The organism is Bacteroidota bacterium, from assembly GCA_016194975.1.
Classification (GTDB): domain Bacteria; phylum Bacteroidota; class Bacteroidia; order Palsa-965; family Palsa-965.
The window spans coordinates 1-18,237 of the sequence record JACQAM010000001.1; the positions used below are offsets into that span (position 1 = coordinate 1).

Consider the following 18,237-nt stretch of genomic DNA (forward strand, 5'->3'; position numbering starts at 1 on the left):
TGGAATTGTATTGGTCAATAAACCGGAACCACTTATTATTCCAGTTCCAATTACTATAGAATTATTTGCAGACGATGAAGTATTTACTTTTTGCCCAATCGCAATTGAATTTTGTCCATAAGCGTAATCGCCAATGCTTCCGATACCAAGCCCGCGAATGGGAGTTCCGTTGGGCAAGTACGCGGTGTTCGAATAAATAATATTGTGCGAACTCAAAACAATGGAACTGTCGCCGAAATGGATTTCGCTGTCGCCTGGCAATGGAACAATCCTGTAAGAATAAATTTTCCCGTTCACTCTTTCATCTCCATTCACATCTAATTTGTAAACAGGGTTCACCAAACCAATTCCAACATTTCCGCTCGTGCCCGTATTCATAATGGTATTTCCATTCGCACCCGCGTGACTTTGCAAAAGCAGATCGCCGCTTTTTGTGCACACACCCGCGAGCGCGCCTCCATCCATGCACAATTTATTATCCACTTCCATTTCCACATTTCCTCTAATAGTATCGCCACGAAAATTCTGCACGCCGGTAATTCCTGAAACATTTAAAGTTCCGGTGATGATTGCATTTCCATTCACCGAAAGTTTTTCTGAGGGAGAATTTGTTCCTATTCCAACATTGCCGGAATTGATGTTGTACAAATTTGTTCCGGTGTAAGAATTTGCAAACGCCCATCCGCTAATCGAAGAAATATTTTTGAAAGTTCCGTCGCCGCTCAGCACTTGGTTGGTATCACCGGAAAAATTTGTACGCGCTAAGTTCCCATTCACGTCGAGCGAAACAAAACCGTTTCCCGCGCCTGCGAGATTGTTCACGCGTAACGTGCCCGCGCTCGTGAGCGTCATGCGCGCGAGATTGTTCGTGCGGAAACGAAGATCTGCCGAGTTGGTGGAACCGAAAAAATCTGTGGAGGAAACATTATTTCCGTTGTTGCTCCAGAAAGGAAGATTCTGCGAGAACATGTTTGTGCTGCTAATTGCGAGTGCAATTACCAATGAAATTTTGAGAAATGGGGGGGTATGTGTCATGAGTTGGAGTTTTGTAACTGCAAGTTAATGCGGAAATTTATTAATGTCAAGTATAGTTGGCTTAATTCGACCAAAAAAGAAATTGATACGATGAAATAGAATGATTTCATAATCCGGATCACACCTCTCAATCGGGAGTGCTCAATTCTCAACTCCTTTCATTCTCCTATTCTTCCGTGCTCGAAATTTTTCCAACAAAAAACCCGCCCACAATGAAATAAATTTCTACTTTGGACGAAGATCGATTACTAGTGACACCGTTAACTGAACACGCTTATGAAAAAAATATTTTTCTCTCACTTCCTGCTGCCGGCGGCTTTTTTTTCCTGCCAAAACAATGAAACAACTCACGAATCATCTTCATTCGATTCTGCAAAAAAGAATGAGCCCGTAATGGTTGTGGATGAAACTGCGCATGACTATTTCAACCGTATTTACGGGATATTGCAGAACAATGATTCTTTGCACTGGAAAGATCAGTTCTCGCCGGCAATGCAATCGCATTTTCCTGACAACAAAGATGTGATGAAGAATTTCGATTTCTATAAAGACTTCTTCACGAAAATGGTGAAGAATGATTTCAAAGGAGATCCTTCATTGGTAAATATCAGTATCACGAAGAATGGTATGATCGCTATCGTTGATACCCTGCAGGGAACAGATAGCATGAAATTAAAAGTTGTGCGCGTGAATGGAAAGATACTGATGGATGAGAAGTGAGGTGAGAGTACGAAATACGAAAAGTGTACTAAAAGCTCGGATGGATTTCGTAACCATGTGCATTTCGTAACTTTTAGTAAACTTTTCCCGAATTAATTCGGGATTTAGTATTTCATACTCAATAAGGCCAAGTGCCCCTCTTCTTCTTATGACATTTCCTGAGATTAATTATTTTTTTTCCATTGATGTAAAATGAACGATGCGGTACAGAATGTTGTTTTCTCGTATAGCAGCAACAATCTTCATAAACAACTCCTTCGTATTTTCCATTCACAAATCGCGCGCGGAATGTAAGCCCGCCGGAATAGCCGTTGTATTTTTTTTGAACGCCGGTTTGTTTTCCATCTTTATCATACGTTCCTTCTTCGAGAAGAAATCCGTTCTCGGAATATTCCCTGTATTTTCCTACCTGCACATTTACGTAATATGAATAATCCTGGTATTGACTTTTTCGCGCAACTTCCTCGTAATAACTTTCCGTCAGTAATTTTCCGGTGTTGGCAGAATACGAACAGGTTTTGTCCAGCCAGCCGGATTGCGTACGGAAACTGTGCCAGGTGACAATATTATTTCTCGTGATCCATTTTGTTTCGCCGGGTAAAGAAATATTCGTGTTCGGGTTCATGAACCATTTTCCATTGGGAAGTTTCACATAATCCATCGCGTATTCCGGGTTCTCCCATTTTTCAGGAACACATTTTTCATTGAGATAATCATACGTCTTAAGCCGGTACCCTGTTCCGCTTATCTGCGAAAGAATAAGTCTTCCGTGATCTCCGAAATATTTTACCGTATCACCCATCCAGATGCTGCTGTCGATCTTCGTGCATAATTTTATTCTTCCCGGCATAGGGTAAATGAATCCGGCTGAACCGTAATAATTGTTCTGGTAATATGAACGGAAATCATTCTCATTCTTCTTTGTATATAATTTCTCTTCCTCATAATTTTCTTCGAGAATATCGCCCTGCACAGAATTTATTTTTCTTTTTATGATCGTCCCTCCTCTCACGTGAAACTCATACGAAGGAGAATATCGTTCCCCGGCGAAAACAGGAAACTCATATTTATGTTCATCATTGTAATATTCCTTATTGTAATATTCCACACCTGTTATAGAAGAATTACCGTTGAAATAAATGAACTGGTACACATAACCGCCTTCAGCAGTATCCATGATCAATCCGTCTTCATCACTTTTTCCATTCTTGCGGAATTCCCTGCGGCTTTGGAACCGGGGCTCCCGATAGATCGTATCGAAGCGCGTGATCTGTTTTTCAATTTCAGCAGAACGTGTTCCATTTTCATAATAGAAATGATCGAGTGGTTTTCCGAGCGAATCGAACGTGAAAAATAATCCCTGGAGTTTATTATTCACGTAATAACCGAGCGAAGCCATTCTTCCATTGGAAAAATACGTTTGCCACAATCCTGTTTTACAGAACGTATCTTCGCCTGCGCGCAGGTAAAATCCTTTTTCTTTTACTTTCCACTCATATTCCGTCCCGGGATAAAGCGATTCATAAAATTTTATTTCATTGATGGAGCTAAACGGATAATTCCTGTCAATAAGAATTTTCCCGGTGGAATCTGTTCTCGCGTAACGGGAAACATTTCCATCCGCATCAAAAAAATAATCTTCCCGCAAGCGGCAACCGTAAACAGAAACAGGCAAATGATCCCAGCTGGAAACAGAAAATATCTTCCCATTTGCATTGAATAAAGTTCTCCGCGTGTACCAGCCGTAAGTGGTGGAATCGGATGATGGCAATCCATTCGCAAAAAATTTTTTCTGGCTATAGCCGTAAGCGCTTCTTACGATTTCACGTGAAAGCAATCCACCCGGGTAGAAATAATATTCCTGGAAATTACTGTCGCCCGTTTTCAATCGCACATACTTCGCTGTCGAATCAGGATAATAAGAAATGGAATCGTAGTAAACGGAATTATCGGGATAGGAATCGGAATAATTTCCTGTTCTGAAAGAAAAAATAACTGGCAGAAAAAATAAAAGTGGGAAAATATTTTTCATCGGGACAACGGGGAAATATTTTATTAATTTATTTATCGCGGATCACATGAAAAAATCCTTTCATTGGTTTTTCAATGTAAGGCCCGGAAAGCACATAATAGTAAACACCATCGTTCACATTCGGCTTCCAGTCGTTCTGGTAATTATTGCTTTCGTAAATAAGATTTCCCCATCGATTATACACCAAAAGCGATGAGTGCGGACGTTTGTCGAGATTGGTGAACACGAGCACATCATTCACATTATCTCCATTGGGCGTAACTACATTCGGCGCAATAACAGGAGGCAAAGGAATTTCTGTTTGCACAAGATATAACTGCGACAAAGAAGCCGTGCATCCGCTTCCGACAGAAACAGTAAGTGTAACCGTGTACAAACTATCTGTTGCGTAAGTGTGCGCAGGATTCTGCAACGTGGAAGTATTTCCATCGCCAAAATCCCAGAGCCAGCTTGTTGCGCCGGGAGTATTGTCAGTGAATGTTACGGTTACGCCTGCGGGTTGCACAGGCGGTGGCCACATCGTGAAACTGATTGATGGAAAAGAAATAATATCAACGATCACATTTGCAGTAGTAGTTGCCGGCGGAGATCCGTTATCGGTTCCGGTGAGTGTGATCGTGTTGTAACCGGTGTTCACTGCATTCGCAATAAGTGTTGCAGAAATTACCGCAGGATTTCCGCTGGTGTTTGAAGTGATGGTCAATCCTGAAATGCTGCTGGTAATATTCGCAACGGTAATTTGTCCGTTCTCCGGCGAAAGAAAACTTGCATCAATGGCAGTGGTATCGCCAATGCAGAGAATGATCGTGTCGCACACCTCCGCTGAATTTAAAATAGGCGGCAAATTATTTCCGGAACCATTATTACAAACATCAAAATAAAATGTTTGGTTGTCGAGCCAGCTCACACCATCGGGATTTCCGAAGGGGCCATCATAATTTGTTCCCGGAGAATCGAACTGGCCGATCTGTATAAAATCAGTTCCATTCCCGCGATTCACGCCGACAGTTGCAGGCGATCCGCCGAAACCATTATTTCCGGATGAAGCATCGCCCGTTGTCCATTGCATATCGCCATAACAGAAATTCACATTGTTTCCCGAAGGAAGAATAGGATCGCTTCCATTGGTAATGATCAATTGAAAATCATTGTAGAGCGGTTGGTGCGCAGCGTTCTCACTCGGATCGGAATCATAGTAATCCACATTTTGCCAGCGAACGACCATGTAGGTTGATGTGATCTTGTAATAAACAATTCCGCTTGCAGGATTGCGCGTATCCACATCGCCCCAGAACGGAGCGATCATGATGAACGTAGAATCAGGAAAAGAATTCGCCGTGAAAGTTCCGTACGAAAGTCCGAATGAAATATTGCCATTGTTGTTGATGTAACAATTATTCATCGTTTGCCCGTAAAAACAAAAATTAAAAGGAAGCGTGATCTGCGGCGATGAACCGTCATCATTCCTGTAATCGGGTGGAATGATCGTGCTGCTCGCATCAACAAAAGGAACAACACTGAACGAAGCATCGATCGGGATCATACAATTGCACAGCACACTCGACGCCGGAGAAGGCATGATCTTCGGTTTCATCTGCATACTCATTGCGTGGTGATTGATGAAGACCACAGGCCCGTGTGGAAGCTTGCCTTCTTTTTTAAGCAATTCATATTGCGGAGAACCGATGTCGGGAAGAGGAACGAGTGAATCCTGCGCACAGCTAATTCCGGAAATGAAAAAGAAAATAAAAATTAAAGGAAAATAATTTTTTCTTCTCACTCCGTCTCCCGTTTTATTTATCTCGTTCTTCATGGAGAAGGATACACCGAAAAAAATATCAGCGTATCAGGTTAATGTGTCCCACGTAAAGATGATCGACGCCATCGATTCCGGTGAGCGCTATCCTGTAAACATAAACACCGGCTTCCACTTTCATGTCTTTGAAATATCCGTCCCATCCTTTTACAGGATCATGCGTCTGGAAAACCAAATTTCCCCAGCGATCGAACACCATGAAATTATATTGGTTCACATAAGCAGGATCACTGAACACAGGGAAAAACCAGTCGTTCTTCGTATCACCATTCGGCGTAAATGCATTCGGGATCCAGATGAGCAATTCCGGAAGTACGATCACATTCTCGGTGATCGTATCGGGACAAGCGCCGCCTGCACCTGATGCAATGAGTGTAACCTGGTAAGTTCCGGTGTCGGGATAAATGAAAGAAGGATCCTGTTGCGTAGATGTTGCACTTCCTGTTCCGAAATCCCAATACCATTGCAGCGGCGTCGGTGAAGACTGATCGGAAAAATAAACAGTAGGATCTGCCATCGTAACTGTTGCGGGCGTCCACGTGAATGCAGCTTGCGGTCCGGGAATTACATCAATGAAATTGTGAATGGAATCGGTGTAAGAACATCCCTGTGCAGAAGTAACAGTGAGCACAACGCTGTACCATCCGTTTGCATTGTAACAGTAAGAAGGATTTTGCAATGTATCTGTTGCTCCTGTTCCGAAATGCCATTGCCATTGCGCAGGTGTACTTCCCTGCACCGTGCTCGCGTCTGTGAAATTCACACACAGTGGCGCGCAACCTGAAGTTGGTGTTGCAGTGAAATTCACTTGCGGCAAATAATAAACCTGCACATTCTGAATTGCAGTATCGCGGCATCCGTTCGTGTCGGTCACTAAAAGTGTAACCGCATAAACTCCCGGAGAATTGTAAACATAATTTGCAGGATCAACATTCGAAGTATCATTCGTCATTGCAGCAATTCCAAAATCCCAATGAAGCGAACTCATTGGTGCGGTAGTAAATGTTGACGTGTTGGAAAAAGGCATAGGTGTTCCCGGACAAACTCCTTGCGAAGTGAACGAAGCTGTTGGCGCCCTCACTACATTGATCACAATTATTCCTGTTGTAGTTGCTGAAGGAGTTCCATTGTCTGTTCCTGAAACAATAATTGTGTTGATGCCAATGTTGGAAGGAAGCCCTACAAAATCTGCTGAGTAGTCCGCAATATTTCCGGGAGTAGAATTCACATTCGTCAAACCTGTTCCCGATGCAGTTGCACTTGCGATTGTTGTTTGTCCGAGTTCCGGCGAAAGATATTGCGCAGTGATGAGCAACGTATCGTTTTCGCAGAGTTGTATTGTATCACAAACCAGATTGCAACTCATGATCGGTGGAATATTTCCTCCGCTGCTGAGCGAACATACGTTCAGAAAAAATTGTTTGTTGTCGAGCCAATCTACCTGGCTTGGCGGACCGAACGGGCCATTGTAAGTTGTACCCGGTGCATTAAATTGTCCGAATTGAATGTAGTTGATACCATCACCGAGATTTGCGCCCACTGTTGCAGGCGTTCCGCCGAATCCGCCAACACCGGAAGATGCATCACCGGTTGTCCACTGCATGTCGCCATAACTTATTCCTATATTACTTCCAACAGGAAGTATCGGATCTGTTCCGTCGGTGATCACGAGTTGAAAATCATTCACAAGATTCGCATGCTGAAAATAATATCCGACATTATTCCAGCGAACCACTACGTGATGTGCAGCAACGCGGTAATAAACAATTCCACTCGCTGGCGCGCGCGTATCCGCATCCGCCCAGAAAGGCGCGATCATTTCATACGCGTTACTCGGAAAACCGGTAGAGGTGAAACTTCCATAAGGCAATCCGAACGAAACATTTCCATTATTGTTCACATAAAGCCCGGTCCACGTTTGTCCGTAAAAACAAAAGTTAAAAGGAAAATTTATGATCGGCGATGAACCATCGTCATTGCGATAATCCGGAGGAGTGCCGCCGACAAACGGAACAACATTGAAAGTAGAATCAATAGGAATGAGCCCGGTGCAATTGAGCGGAACAATTGTTGGATTTACGATGGGTGAAGCAGCTACTGACTGCGCGCTGTTTCCGTTTCCTACATAGAAATAAGAATGATTGAGTTGCCCGCTTTGTTTGAGCTGATCGTGATTCTGCGGCGTTATCATTTGCGGCTGCAAAATATTCTGCGCAAACGATCCGAACGGAAAGATCACGACAGAAAAAACGAGTATGAACAAACTGCGTTTCAAGTCTCGGAATATTTTTGCAGGAGGGAAAATAAAACGTGTTTGCCGGCACGCAAAATCCTGCAATTGAGCATTATCTAACAAAATAACGAAAAAAACCACGAAGGGGTTTCAGCATTTCCATTCTCGTTTTTAGAGCTTTGATTGTCAGTAATTTATGTTTACCCCCGATTGTTCATTATCCGGTGTTTTCCAATGCTTTTATGCGATCTCTCCTTTTATCTTTGGCACCCGAATTATGAAAACGCTCTCCTGGAAAAAACATTTATTGCAAACACTTTTTCTTGCGTTGCCGGTTTGCCTGAGCAATGTCGGGCACATCGTGGTGGATCTTGCTGATAATTTTTTCATCGGAATGCTCCCGGAAAAAACTACAGGGCAAGCCGCAGTGAGTCTTGCAGCTGCGTTGTACACAGCCATACTCGTACTCGCGATCGGAATTTCTTATGGACTTACACCGATCGTTGCAGAAGCAGATGTGCAGAAAAATAAAACGAAGATCGTCTCGCATTTCCGCCACGCATTTCTGTTGAATATTTTTTCTTCCGTAATACTATTTTTTGTGCTGATGATGTGCGCGCCGCTTTTGCATCATGCCGATAAACCTGCAGCGGTAACAGATCTTGCTGTAAAATATCTTGATGTGATGATGCTCTCGATGATCCCGCTGAGTTTATTTTTCACGTGCAAGCAATTTGCAGAAGGAATGTCGGACACGCGCGCGTCCATGTACATCACGATCCTCGCGAACGTGATGAATATTTTTCTGAACTGGATTCTTGTCTTCGGGAAATTCGGATTTCCCCGTCTTGGTGTAATGGGTGCATGCTGGGCCACTTTCATTTCAAGATGTTTCATGGCCGTAGCGATTGTCTTTTACATTTATTTTATTCCGCGTTACCGGGAATTCCGGGAAGCTTTCCGTTTGAAAAATTTTTCGCTGGAACCGATCAAAGAACAACTGCGAATTGGAATTCCATCGGGGCTGATGTTCGTGATGGAAGTTGCTGCATTCGGAGTTCCCACACTTTTTATTCCGGGAACGGATCAGCTTGCTGCGCATCGTGTGTCGCTGAGTCTTGCGGCAATGACTTACATGATCTCGAGCGGGCTCGGTGCGGCGGCAACCATTCGTGTAGGAAATTTTCTCGGGAGGAAAGATGAAACCGGTTTGCGTCGTGCAGGATTCAGCGCAGTTATTCTCTCGTTCATTTTCATGTTTGTCGCGGCAATTATTTTTATTCTCTTCCGCTACCGGCTTCCGGAAATTTTCAATAACGATCCTGATGTTTTAAAATATGCCGGGCCACTTTTACTTGTTGCTGCGGCCTTCCAGTTGTTCGATGGATCGCAGGTCACTGCACAGGGAGCATTGCGCGGACTGAAAGACACGATCGTTCCCGGTTTTATTGCATTCTTCGCTTACTGGTGTGTGGGATTGCCGATGAGTTATTTTTTCTGCGTGAAAGAAGGGCTCGGTGCGCTGGGAGTATGGTACGGATTTGTATTGGGATTATCGGTTGCGTGCGCTGGATTTATTTCGCGGTTTTATTTTTTGTCTTCGAAAGGGAGATGGATTCAGAGGACAACAGTGAGATAAAGTTCTCTTAAAATTCTTTCGTTCGTGGGACATGGTGGTTATAATTCCATTCTATTCCACAAAACACTCCCCAAAACAAAATGGCCCCTGCTACAGATTTGCTACCTGAACCTGGAATTTGTCCTGGCGGAGGCGGATTAGAAATGGCAATTTCTATGTAATCTTTCGAAAATTTATAATCACAGAATATATCAGCAATGAAATTTAGCCGATCATTCAGTTGCTTGTTGTATTCAAGGCCTAAGCGCAGTGAATTTCCACTTCTGTATTTGACTGGTATTTCTTCGTAGGGCGGAATTGTATTGTTTTTATAATACAGGATGTAGCTGTAATTCCTCGGAATATTGAATAGCAAGCCCGTATTAAGAAATAAATTGTTATCCAGACTATTTAACTTAAATAATTTAATTTTAATTAAAATCGGAATGTTAAAGTAATTCAAACCGGAAATCCTCTTATCAAAAGGGCTTGCTGCATCATATTTAATATTGGAATTACCAGTGTAGAAAAAGATTCCCGTTGAAACTTTGAACGGTTTAAATTTTTCAGATACTTCACCCCCTATGCCATAATTAAATTTATTAAAATCAAGCGGCGGGTACGGATATAAAAAATAAATTTCGGAAGAAAGAACAGGGTTTGTTTTCCCGATATTTTCCTGTGCAATACAAGAACCGCATGAAAAGAGAGCAAGAAAAGCAACAAGTGTTACAATCTTCATCAGTTGTAAATAATTTTGTTTACAAAAGCAGTTTTGTTCTTAACGTCGATAATTTTTAGCTCATAGATTCCTTTTACAAACCCGGCCATATTTATTTCAATTTTATTTTCTGCTATTGGTTTTAATGTACCAAGATCACTTAATAAAACTGTTGATCCATTATTTGCACCATCGTCAGAAGGCACCCATTGACCGGGAACAACCCGTGCAACATTAAAACCAATGTACGCGTCACTGAAAGTATTTGCCACTCCTGGAGCTCCGCCGATTGTAACTTTCGAGAATGAATCCCCAACCTGGAAATCTCCCTGCGGATTTGCAGTTCCTACTCCAACTTTTCCGCTTGTGCTTGTTGTCGCTGCCGGCCCTACAAAAAAACTCGGTACCGTAGAATTGAATCCGATCATCAATGAATTTGAAATTCCGTTCACAAGAATTCCGGAATTGTTGAGTGGCCCGCTGCCGATGACGATTGCGTGATCTGCGTTTGATGCGGTTTGAAGATTTGTTCCAATTGCAACTGATCTTGATCCGTAAGCATTAGAGAACGGTGAACCAACTACCATTCCCTTCACAGCATTGTTGTTAAATATTTTTGAATTCACATAATTCAAATACAAAGTGCTGTCGCCGAATTTAATTATACTATCGCCGGGCAATCCCAGAATCCTGTCCACATAAAATTTTCCTGTCACCCGTTCATCTCCATTCACATCTAATTTATACAGCGGATTTAAATTTCCAATTCCAACTTTGCCGCTGTTGCCCGCATTAAGAATTGTATTTCCCTGCGTATAACTTGATGCGCTTTGAATTAAAAGATCATTTGAATTGGTGTAAAGCTCATTCTGCGCTCCGGCAGAAATTACAAGGTTGTTGTTAATGGAAATTTGACTCAGACTCCGGATCGTGTCGGCCTGCACTTTGGTGGTGAGCACGAGTCCCGATGCAAAAATATTTCCAGAGAAATGCGCGTCGCCATTTACATCAAGCAAATATCCTGAAGAAGGAGATGAAGTTCCTATGCCCACTGTTCCTGAATTTGAATTGTAAATATTATTCCCGGAAAATTTCCATCCGCCAATGGAAGAAATATTTTTAAATGTTCCGTCCCCGCTCAGCACTTCATTCGTGTCATTGGTAAAATTCGCACGTAACAAATTTCCATTCACGTCGAGCGAAACAAAACCGTTTCCTGCGCCTGCGAGATTGTTCACGCGCAATGTGCCCGCACTGGTGAGCGTCATGCGTGCGAGATTGTTCGTGCGGAAACGAAGATCTGCTGCGTTGGTGGAACCGAAAAAATCTGTGGAGGAAACATTATTTCCGTTGTTGCTCCAGAAGGGAAGATTCTGCGAGAACATAGGAATGCTGCTAATTGCGAGTGCAATTACCAATGAAATTTTGAGAAATGGGGGGGGGTATCTGTCATGAGTTGGAGTTTTGCAAATGCAAGCTAATGCGAAATTTTTTCAAAAGCAAATTTGAACGCGAAGATTCAGATGGCGATTTATTACTGATCAAGCACAAACAAAAAAATAACGCCTTAGCTTATATTTTTACTTTCTTTAAAAAAAATGAATCGAAAAAAAGCAACAAACTATCTTGCATTTGTTCAGATTGCTTGCGTTTAAATTATGACAAAACATTTTTCAGACGACTTCTAATTATTTTTTATGTCTTCTCTTTTTTTCAAAAACAACTAACGTAATTCCAGTTCCAATTAAAACGCCTCCCAGTACAAATGTTAGTGGTTTCTGGTAATAGTGCGAGGAAGGTGATGTCGTCTGATATACTATTTCAGTAGCCACAATTGTGATTCCAGCGCCAATAAGACTATATCCAAAAACTTCCAGCCGGGAATAAGTTATGCCTGTGACGGGGTCGGCAACAGCATGCTGCGCATTTGCACGAAGTGCGGTAAGCAACAAAATAAAAAGCATTACCCTGATCTGCATAAATGCGTTATTAGTTTTTGCAGAGGGAATTCACAATTCCCTAAAATTATAATCGGAAAGCTTAGCGAATATATTATATCCCGAAAAAAATTTCTCAGTAATTATTCTCCCAGGGATTTCACAAAACATCCGCAAGATAAACTTCTCTTAAAATTCTTTCGTGGTGAATGTGATGCCCGGCAATAATGTACACGAGTGCACGCACACTCACATCATGTTTGTTGGCGAAACCTTTGCGGTCGAGATCATTTTTATTCATGGATTTGAAAAGTGCGATGGTTGCTTCGCGCACGGCGCCGAATTCATGGCCGATATTCAGCAGTGATCTTCTATTGAAATCGGCGCTCAAGACATAATTATTCTGATCAAACCCGGGAAGCGGTTGTGCTTCTCCTCTTGCAATACTCAGCGCACGAAAACACATGATACGTTCGGTATCGGTAATGTGGCCGATGACTTCTTTCACGGTCCATTTTCCATCTGCATATCGGAATTCTTCTTTCTCCGAAGGAATTTCAGACATGAGCGCTTTAAAATCGAGCACCTGCGCTTCGAGCACACGAACAGGATCTTTATCGCCGACCATGTCTATGTATTTTCCGAAATACGGAGCAAAAGTTGAAGCGTCTGGTTTTTCGATCATGCGATTTGAAAATTAAAGTTGATTCAATTCTTCTTTCACGAAAGTTACGAGTTCCCGCACATACGCACGCGAAAAATTGAATTCAATTCCGGCAGCTTCATAAATTCTGCCAATCGGTTTTGTGTAACCGAGTTTCAGTGCAGCTTCATATCCGCCAAGAGCGGCCTGTGGATCTTTTTTATAATTTCTCCAGAGGGCAATGGCGCCGAGTTGTGCCATTCCGTATTCGATATAATAAAACGGAACTTCAAAAATATGAAGTTGTTTCTGCCAGCTGTTGTTTTTTATTTCTTCAAGTCCATTCCAATTCACCACATCACTTTCAAAACGATCGCGCGTTTTTTCCCATGCTGCTCTCCGTTCATCAGCACTGTGTCCGTTGTTTTCATAAATCCAATGCTGAAAAGAATCAACAGAAACAACCCAGGGCAATGTCGCGAGAATTTTTTCAAGCTGTTCGCGTTTCGCACGGCGCAGATCGTTTTCATCAGCATAAAAAACATTCCAGTGTTCCATTGAAATAAGTTCCATACTCATACTCGCAAGTTCACAAACTTCAGACGGAGGATTTTTCAGCGCATTGATCGGTAAATGATTTTCAAGAAAAGAGTGAATGGCATGCCCGCCTTCGTGCACCATGGTCACCACATCGCGCTGCGATCCTGCAGAATTCATGAAAATAAAAGGAACACCTGTTTCTGCCAATGAATAATTATATCCGCCAGGCGCTTTTCCTTTTCTCGAATCAAGATCGAAATGATCCATGCCACGCATGATGGAAATAAATTCAGCGTATTGAGGTTTGATGCGATAAAAACATGCAATCGTTTTTTCCAGCAACTCTTTTCCATTGGAGAAAGGCTGCAAAGCAGCAAGCCCACTGGTGTCCACTTCCAGATCCCACGGACGAAGATCATCAAGCGCTAATTCTTTTTTTCTTTTTTTCTCCAATTCGCCAATGAAGGGAATCACTTCTTTTTCCACTGCATCGTGCAGATCGAAACAATCTTTCACCGTGTAGTCGAACCGTCCGAGTTCGGCGAAAGAATAATCGCGGAAATTTTCAAAGCCGGCATTCTCCGCCACCTCGTTGCGCAAATGGCAGAGCTGATCGAAAAGTTCATCGAGGTGATTTTTATCCTCCAGTCGTCTTTTCCATATCGATCTAAAAGCTTCTTCTCTTTTTTTCCGGTCAGTATGTTTAAAATAATTCGATGCTTGTTGAATCGTAAGTTCTTTTTCATCAATGACCACCATCATTTCACCGGCGATCTTTCCGTACTTCTGGCTGAGCTGATCGATGCGAGTGAAAAGCGGAATATTTTTTTCGCGGAACAAACTGATCTCATTTCTCACTGAACGTAGAAAAATGGAATACAGAGATGGATCGAGTGAATCGCGGAAAGGAGAACTGTCGATCTTTCTATTCAGTTTATCATCCCATGGAGCAACTCTGGGTTCAATCTCCGAAACAAAATGATCGAATGATTTTTCAAAAGATTCATTCGTGGTATCGCAGGTTGTGCGGATATAACGCCACGCGTATTCTTCATCAAGTACTGTTTCCAGTTCATTCACATCAAGCAGCCAGCGATAGAATTCTTCAGTTGAACCAATACTCCGTTCATCGAGTTCAGCAAAAAGCGGTTCGATATTTTCCCAGTGATCGAACGACAGACCGGGCGGAAGAAATTTCCTGCCGGATCCTGTTCCGGCATTTGACTTCACAACATCCATTTTTTCAGAGCGGGAATGTTCGGGATTAATGAACGATCAGGCGGTTCCTGTTTTACGGACTCCCTGAACTTTTACATGAGGCGCATTGGTTTTCAAAGCGGATTTACCGCTGAGATCTTTCTTGCCTGCATTCAGATTTTTCTTTTCATTCTCACTGAGCGATAATTTTTCTTCTTCTGTCGGTTCTTCGGCGGTGAGCAAACCGGAATCATGAAGAAGATTATACCAGGTGAGTAATTTTTTCAGATCGGAAAGATGTACGCGTTCCTTATCATATTCCGGAAGAAAGGAAGAGATGTAATCGCGCAGACTTTTCTCATCTAGCGATTTTACATCCGGGCATTTTTCGCTTTTTTCTTTTTCCATCAGTTTTTTCAGCACCTCTTTCAAAGGCATGTCTTCTCCCGTGGTGTAGATGCTGATATCATCGAGCGAACTTATTTTACTCGAACCGAAAGCAGGAAAACGTTTTTTATCGGTGAGTGATTCGACGATCACTCCGCTTTTCGATTGCCCGATAACTTTGTAGAGTCCGGGCATCCCTGAAATTGAAATCACTTTGGTAATATCCATTTTTGATTTTTGTTTTAACAAAATTAATAAAAGACCTTTCTCTGTGAATCGGTCAATGTCAAAAAAGAACGTCCCTGCAATTGCTCACAGGGACGCGCCTTGTATTTTTCCTTTTAATGAGCAATCACGACCTTTCTTGTAGAAACATTTCCATCACTGATGAACTGGATGAAATAAATTCCGTCGGTGAGAGAAGCTGCATCGAAACGCTCGATGTATTCGCCGGGTTGTTTTGTTCCCGAAGCAATTTCACGCACCAGTCGTCCCGATGCATCCATCAACCGCAATTCAGTACTGCCGGCTGTTGCAACGGAATAATGAATTTCAGTTTGACCTGAGGTCGGATTCGGAAATAAATTCAGAAGAGATGAACCGGTTTGATCCACTTCAACTGAACTGAGAGGAATTCCGTCATACATTGTTTGTGCATCAACAGCGCCCGATTGAAGATCGGCGAGATTATCACCGACAATTAATGCGAAAGCAACTTTTACAGAATCACCGGCAGCGATCGTGTAGGGTCCTGCGGAAACCACATCGCATACGTCATTACCAGTTCCTGCTCCGCCAGCTGTAGCCCGCCCGGTTGAAAGTGTGGTATATTTTTCTGCTGTTGAATATCCGTCGTAGATATTAACTCCACCACCACCTCCGGTCACATTATCAATTCCATAATGAACAAACGGTGCAGAAGTAGTGAGCAATTTGATGCCGCAATAATATCCGCCGGGATTCGTGCAATAAGCATAACCCATTCTCAGAGCAAGATCCTCATTGATCTTATCGAGCGCGTACGTTGACGCATCAATATCCCAATCAGAAAATACTCCGACATAAACACCACTCATAGAAGTTGCGCCGGTATTTTTTACAATGTACTGGAAGATGACATATTTCTGATGAGGAAAAGTTCCCCACGCATACGTAGTATGATGAACAGTACACGGTAGCGGCGCAGGAGAAACAGCATCGCTGAATTTTCCATCCGTATCAAAATCTGAAACAGGAACAGCAACCAACCGGACATTAGAAGTAGAAGAAAAATCAGCATCCGTTTGTCCCGGTGTAGCGCCACGCACCATATCATCAACAGCTGATGAAGATTTTCCAACCATGAAACTTGATTCATACATGAGTGTTCCGGTAGGAATCGAATGATAATCGAATCCGAGCCCTTGCACCTGATTAGGCCCGTTGTAACCGATCAATCCTTTCGAGGTATTGGTGGTCCAAACATCATTCACGGTGATGTTGATGTAATCGACATTCACGATCAAAGAAAAATATTGGTTGGCAGAATAAGATCCATCAGTCATTGTCAATTTAAAATCGATCTGCTGATTGATAGGAGCCGTTGGAAGAATTTTTACCTGAAATGGATCAGGAACATGAGTTGCAGTTCCCATTGTAGCGAGCGCTCCAACAGTAGTTGATCCGTCGAGTACGCTCACATAAGTTCCACCGGTTACAACAGATAAAGTTGCTACGAGATTTGTTGTTGTAGCAAGATAATTTGTGAATAGCCCGGTAATGCGCACCGTATCATTGGCAACAAATGCTTCATCATTGTGATCATCAAAATTTATATTTGAATAGATCACCGAAGGAGTTGTAGTAGGATCAGTAAGCGCGCGGTAAAGATTGATGCGTCCTGTTCCGAGTTTATCAGCATAGGTTGGCCCGGTATTTCCTGCAACAGAATAAATATTATCTGCAGTTTGTTTCAATCGCTCGCCGGTTTGCATCGCATTGTAACCGGGATAAAACGAACGGACAATTGCAGCACAACCGGAAGTGATCGGTGAAGCCATCGAAGTTCCGCTGTTAGCAACTGTGCTGTTGCTCGTCCACGTACTCAGAATATTTACGCCGGGGGCATCCACATCCACCGTGTAATTCCAATTGGAGAATGATGCGCGTGAATCACCGTTCTGTGTTGCAGCAACACTGAGAACGTAATCATACGCCGCCGGATAAAATGCTTCGTCGAGTCCATCGTTTCCTGCCGCACAAACCACCAACGCATCTTTATTTACAGTTGCATAAGTAATGATACTTTGTCCGTAAGATCCGCCACCTGTTCCGCCCCATGAACAATTGATTACTCCGCAACCGTGATCGGCAGCGTAAGTGATTCCTTCGTAACCTGCGGTGAGCGCTCCTGTAGCATCCGCAATTTTCACCGGCATTATTTTGCAATTGAATCCGGGGCCGGCAACTTTATTATTATTATTCACCTGTGCATCTGCATCACCACAAACTGCAACGCCGTGCGCATTTCCCTGCCAGGTAGCATCGTTATCATTCAAAGCTACGTCCCATCCTGTATAATTGTCAACGTATCCATCCAGATCATCATCAACTCCATTCACAGGATCAGCAGCGTTGTGTGCAAATTGATTCACGAGATCGGAATGTGTGAGTTCAGTTCCTGTATCGACAATACCAATGATGACAGAAGTACTTCCGGTACTGATATCCCATCCGCTCTGCGTTGAACCTGCTGCGTGAACAGTGTACAGGTAATAGGATTGAGCCTGCGTTGCCTGCGGATCATTCGGAACGAGCGTACATTTCGGAATGTAATGCGGTTCTACATATTCGCAGTAACCAAGATTGAACATTTTGCCGATCGCTTTATCGAGATCAAGTGCGCTGGTGAAAGTAACCTGATAGATCAGTGTGATGTCCACCATTTTCTGTCCATACTTATTGAATTTTGTTTCCGGTTGTTTTTCATTCGGATAAATTTTCTTCACTTGTACCGCACCGATCATTGTAAAGAAATCATTCAGTTCGGGAATATTGATATGTTCGTTACTGCATACACTCCTGAATTCCGGGAGCATATTAAATATCATGGTATTTGCCATGTATTCATCCGGAGCCAGTTTAGACACCGGTGTATGATTCTGATGGGGAGTAACGCTTGGCGCATTTCCGTTCCTTGCAGAAAGAGAAGTTGCAACCGCGAATGTGGTGATGATGGTAAAGATCCTTTTCATGGAATTTGATTAGGTCAGTTTGTGTTGAGTGAATTGAGAACTGTGAACTACGAATGTACACATAACAATCTGGAATTCAAAGACGATTTACCCGATGAAATGCGATTGTGAAAAGATTGGGAATA

General features: G+C 42.8%; 13 protein-coding genes. 2 read left to right on the plus strand and 11 right to left on the minus strand.

The genetic code is table 11. The features are described 5' to 3' along the window. Positions 1-1,035: hypothetical protein (locus HY064_00005; protein ID MBI3509014.1), on the minus strand; the 1,035-nt coding region annotated here is incomplete at its 3' end. 276 nt (positions 1,036-1,311) lie between these two features. On the opposite strand from HY064_00005, the gene HY064_00010 reads away from it, so the two are divergent. Next, positions 1,312-1,755, plus strand: a complete 444-nt coding sequence (locus HY064_00010; protein ID MBI3509015.1) for a hypothetical protein — start codon at positions 1,312-1,314, stop codon at positions 1,753-1,755. Positions 1,756-1,873: 118 nt separating this feature from the next. Here the strand turns inward: HY064_00010 and HY064_00015 are convergent, their stop codons facing one another. The 3 genes from HY064_00015 to HY064_00025 are packed head-to-tail and all read right to left on the minus strand — an operon-like array spanning position 1,874 to position 7,878. Beyond that, positions 1,874-3,787 carry a hypothetical protein gene (locus tag HY064_00015; protein MBI3509016.1) on the minus strand — a complete coding sequence of 638 codons (1,914 nt, stop codon included), beginning with the start codon at positions 3,785-3,787 and terminating at the stop codon, positions 1,874-1,876. Positions 3,788-3,815: 28 nt separating this feature from the next. Continuing rightward, positions 3,816-5,600, minus strand: coding sequence for a gliding motility-associated C-terminal domain-containing protein (locus tag HY064_00020; protein ID MBI3509017.1), 1,785 nt, complete (start codon positions 5,598-5,600; stop codon positions 3,816-3,818). A 25-nt stretch (positions 5,601-5,625) separates the two neighbouring features. Then, on the minus strand, positions 5,626-7,878 hold the full coding sequence (locus HY064_00025; protein MBI3509018.1) for a gliding motility-associated C-terminal domain-containing protein: 2,253 nt from the start codon (positions 7,876-7,878) through the stop codon (positions 5,626-5,628). A 235-nt stretch (positions 7,879-8,113) separates the two neighbouring features. Here HY064_00025 and HY064_00030 point away from each other — a divergent pair, with 235 nt between their 5' ends. Further along, positions 8,114-9,475, plus strand: coding sequence for an MATE family efflux transporter (locus HY064_00030; protein MBI3509019.1), 1,362 nt, complete (start codon positions 8,114-8,116; stop codon positions 9,473-9,475). A gap of 7 nt (positions 9,476-9,482) precedes the next feature. On the opposite strand, the gene HY064_00035 is transcribed toward HY064_00030, so the two are convergent. The 7 genes from HY064_00035 to HY064_00065 form a co-directional block, all read right to left on the minus strand. Then, positions 9,483-10,196, minus strand: coding sequence for a hypothetical protein (locus HY064_00035; protein ID MBI3509020.1), 714 nt, complete (start codon positions 10,194-10,196; stop codon positions 9,483-9,485). Beyond that, entirely contained in the window at positions 10,196-11,560 is a 1,365-nt protein-coding gene (locus HY064_00040) for a hypothetical protein (GenBank protein ID MBI3509021.1), read from the minus strand. Before HY064_00040 ends, HY064_00035 begins: the two co-directional genes overlap by 1 nt. Before the next feature lie 303 nt (positions 11,561-11,863). Then, the gene (locus HY064_00045; protein ID MBI3509022.1) at positions 11,864-12,154 is read right to left on the minus strand and encodes a hypothetical protein; all 291 of its coding nucleotides are present in this window, start codon (positions 12,152-12,154) and stop codon (positions 11,864-11,866) included. Between the two features lie 118 nt (positions 12,155-12,272). After that, positions 12,273-12,797: a DinB family protein gene (locus HY064_00050; GenBank protein ID MBI3509023.1), complete on the minus strand. Its 525-nt coding sequence runs from the start codon at positions 12,795-12,797 to the stop codon at positions 12,273-12,275. Positions 12,798-12,809: 12 nt separating this feature from the next. Next, positions 12,810-14,534 (minus strand): M3 family oligoendopeptidase, encoded by a 1,725-nt coding sequence (locus tag HY064_00055; GenBank protein ID MBI3509024.1) that lies wholly within the window; start codon positions 14,532-14,534, stop codon positions 12,810-12,812. A gap of 36 nt (positions 14,535-14,570) precedes the next feature. Continuing rightward, entirely contained in the window at positions 14,571-15,107 is a 537-nt protein-coding gene (locus HY064_00060; GenBank protein MBI3509025.1) for a DUF5606 domain-containing protein, read from the minus strand. Between the two features lie 113 nt (positions 15,108-15,220). Next, complete coding sequence (locus tag HY064_00065; protein ID MBI3509026.1) at positions 15,221-18,112, minus strand: S8 family peptidase; 2,892 nt, start codon at positions 18,110-18,112, stop codon at positions 15,221-15,223. Positions 18,113-18,237: the final 125 nt, after the last annotated feature.

Bases quoted from the DNA above. Each gene is read 5' to 3' on its own strand.
- HY064_00040 (MBI3509021.1), bottom strand. From the start codon at position 11,560: ATGTTCTCGCAGAATCTTCCCTTCTGGAGCAACAACGGAAATAATGTT.
- HY064_00060 (MBI3509025.1), bottom strand. From the start codon at position 15,107: ATGGATATTACCAAAGTGATTTCAATTTCAGGGATGCCCGGACTCTAC.
- HY064_00050 (MBI3509023.1), bottom strand. From the start codon at position 12,797: ATGATCGAAAAACCAGACGCTTCAACTTTTGCTCCGTATTTCGGAAAA.
- HY064_00030 (MBI3509019.1), top strand. From the start codon at position 8,114: ATGAAAACGCTCTCCTGGAAAAAACATTTATTGCAAACACTTTTTCTT.
- HY064_00035 (MBI3509020.1), bottom strand. From the start codon at position 10,196: ATGAAGATTGTAACACTTGTTGCTTTTCTTGCTCTCTTTTCATGCGGT.
- HY064_00065 (MBI3509026.1), bottom strand. From the start codon at position 18,112: ATGAAAAGGATCTTTACCATCATCACCACATTCGCGGTTGCAACTTCT.
- HY064_00020 (MBI3509017.1), bottom strand. From the start codon at position 5,600: ATGAAGAACGAGATAAATAAAACGGGAGACGGAGTGAGAAGAAAAAAT.
- HY064_00015 (MBI3509016.1), bottom strand. From the start codon at position 3,787: ATGAAAAATATTTTCCCACTTTTATTTTTTCTGCCAGTTATTTTTTCT.
- HY064_00045 (MBI3509022.1), bottom strand. From the start codon at position 12,154: ATGCAGATCAGGGTAATGCTTTTTATTTTGTTGCTTACCGCACTTCGT.
- HY064_00010 (MBI3509015.1), top strand. From the start codon at position 1,312: ATGAAAAAAATATTTTTCTCTCACTTCCTGCTGCCGGCGGCTTTTTTT.
- HY064_00055 (MBI3509024.1), bottom strand. From the start codon at position 14,534: ATGGATGTTGTGAAGTCAAATGCCGGAACAGGATCCGGCAGGAAATTT.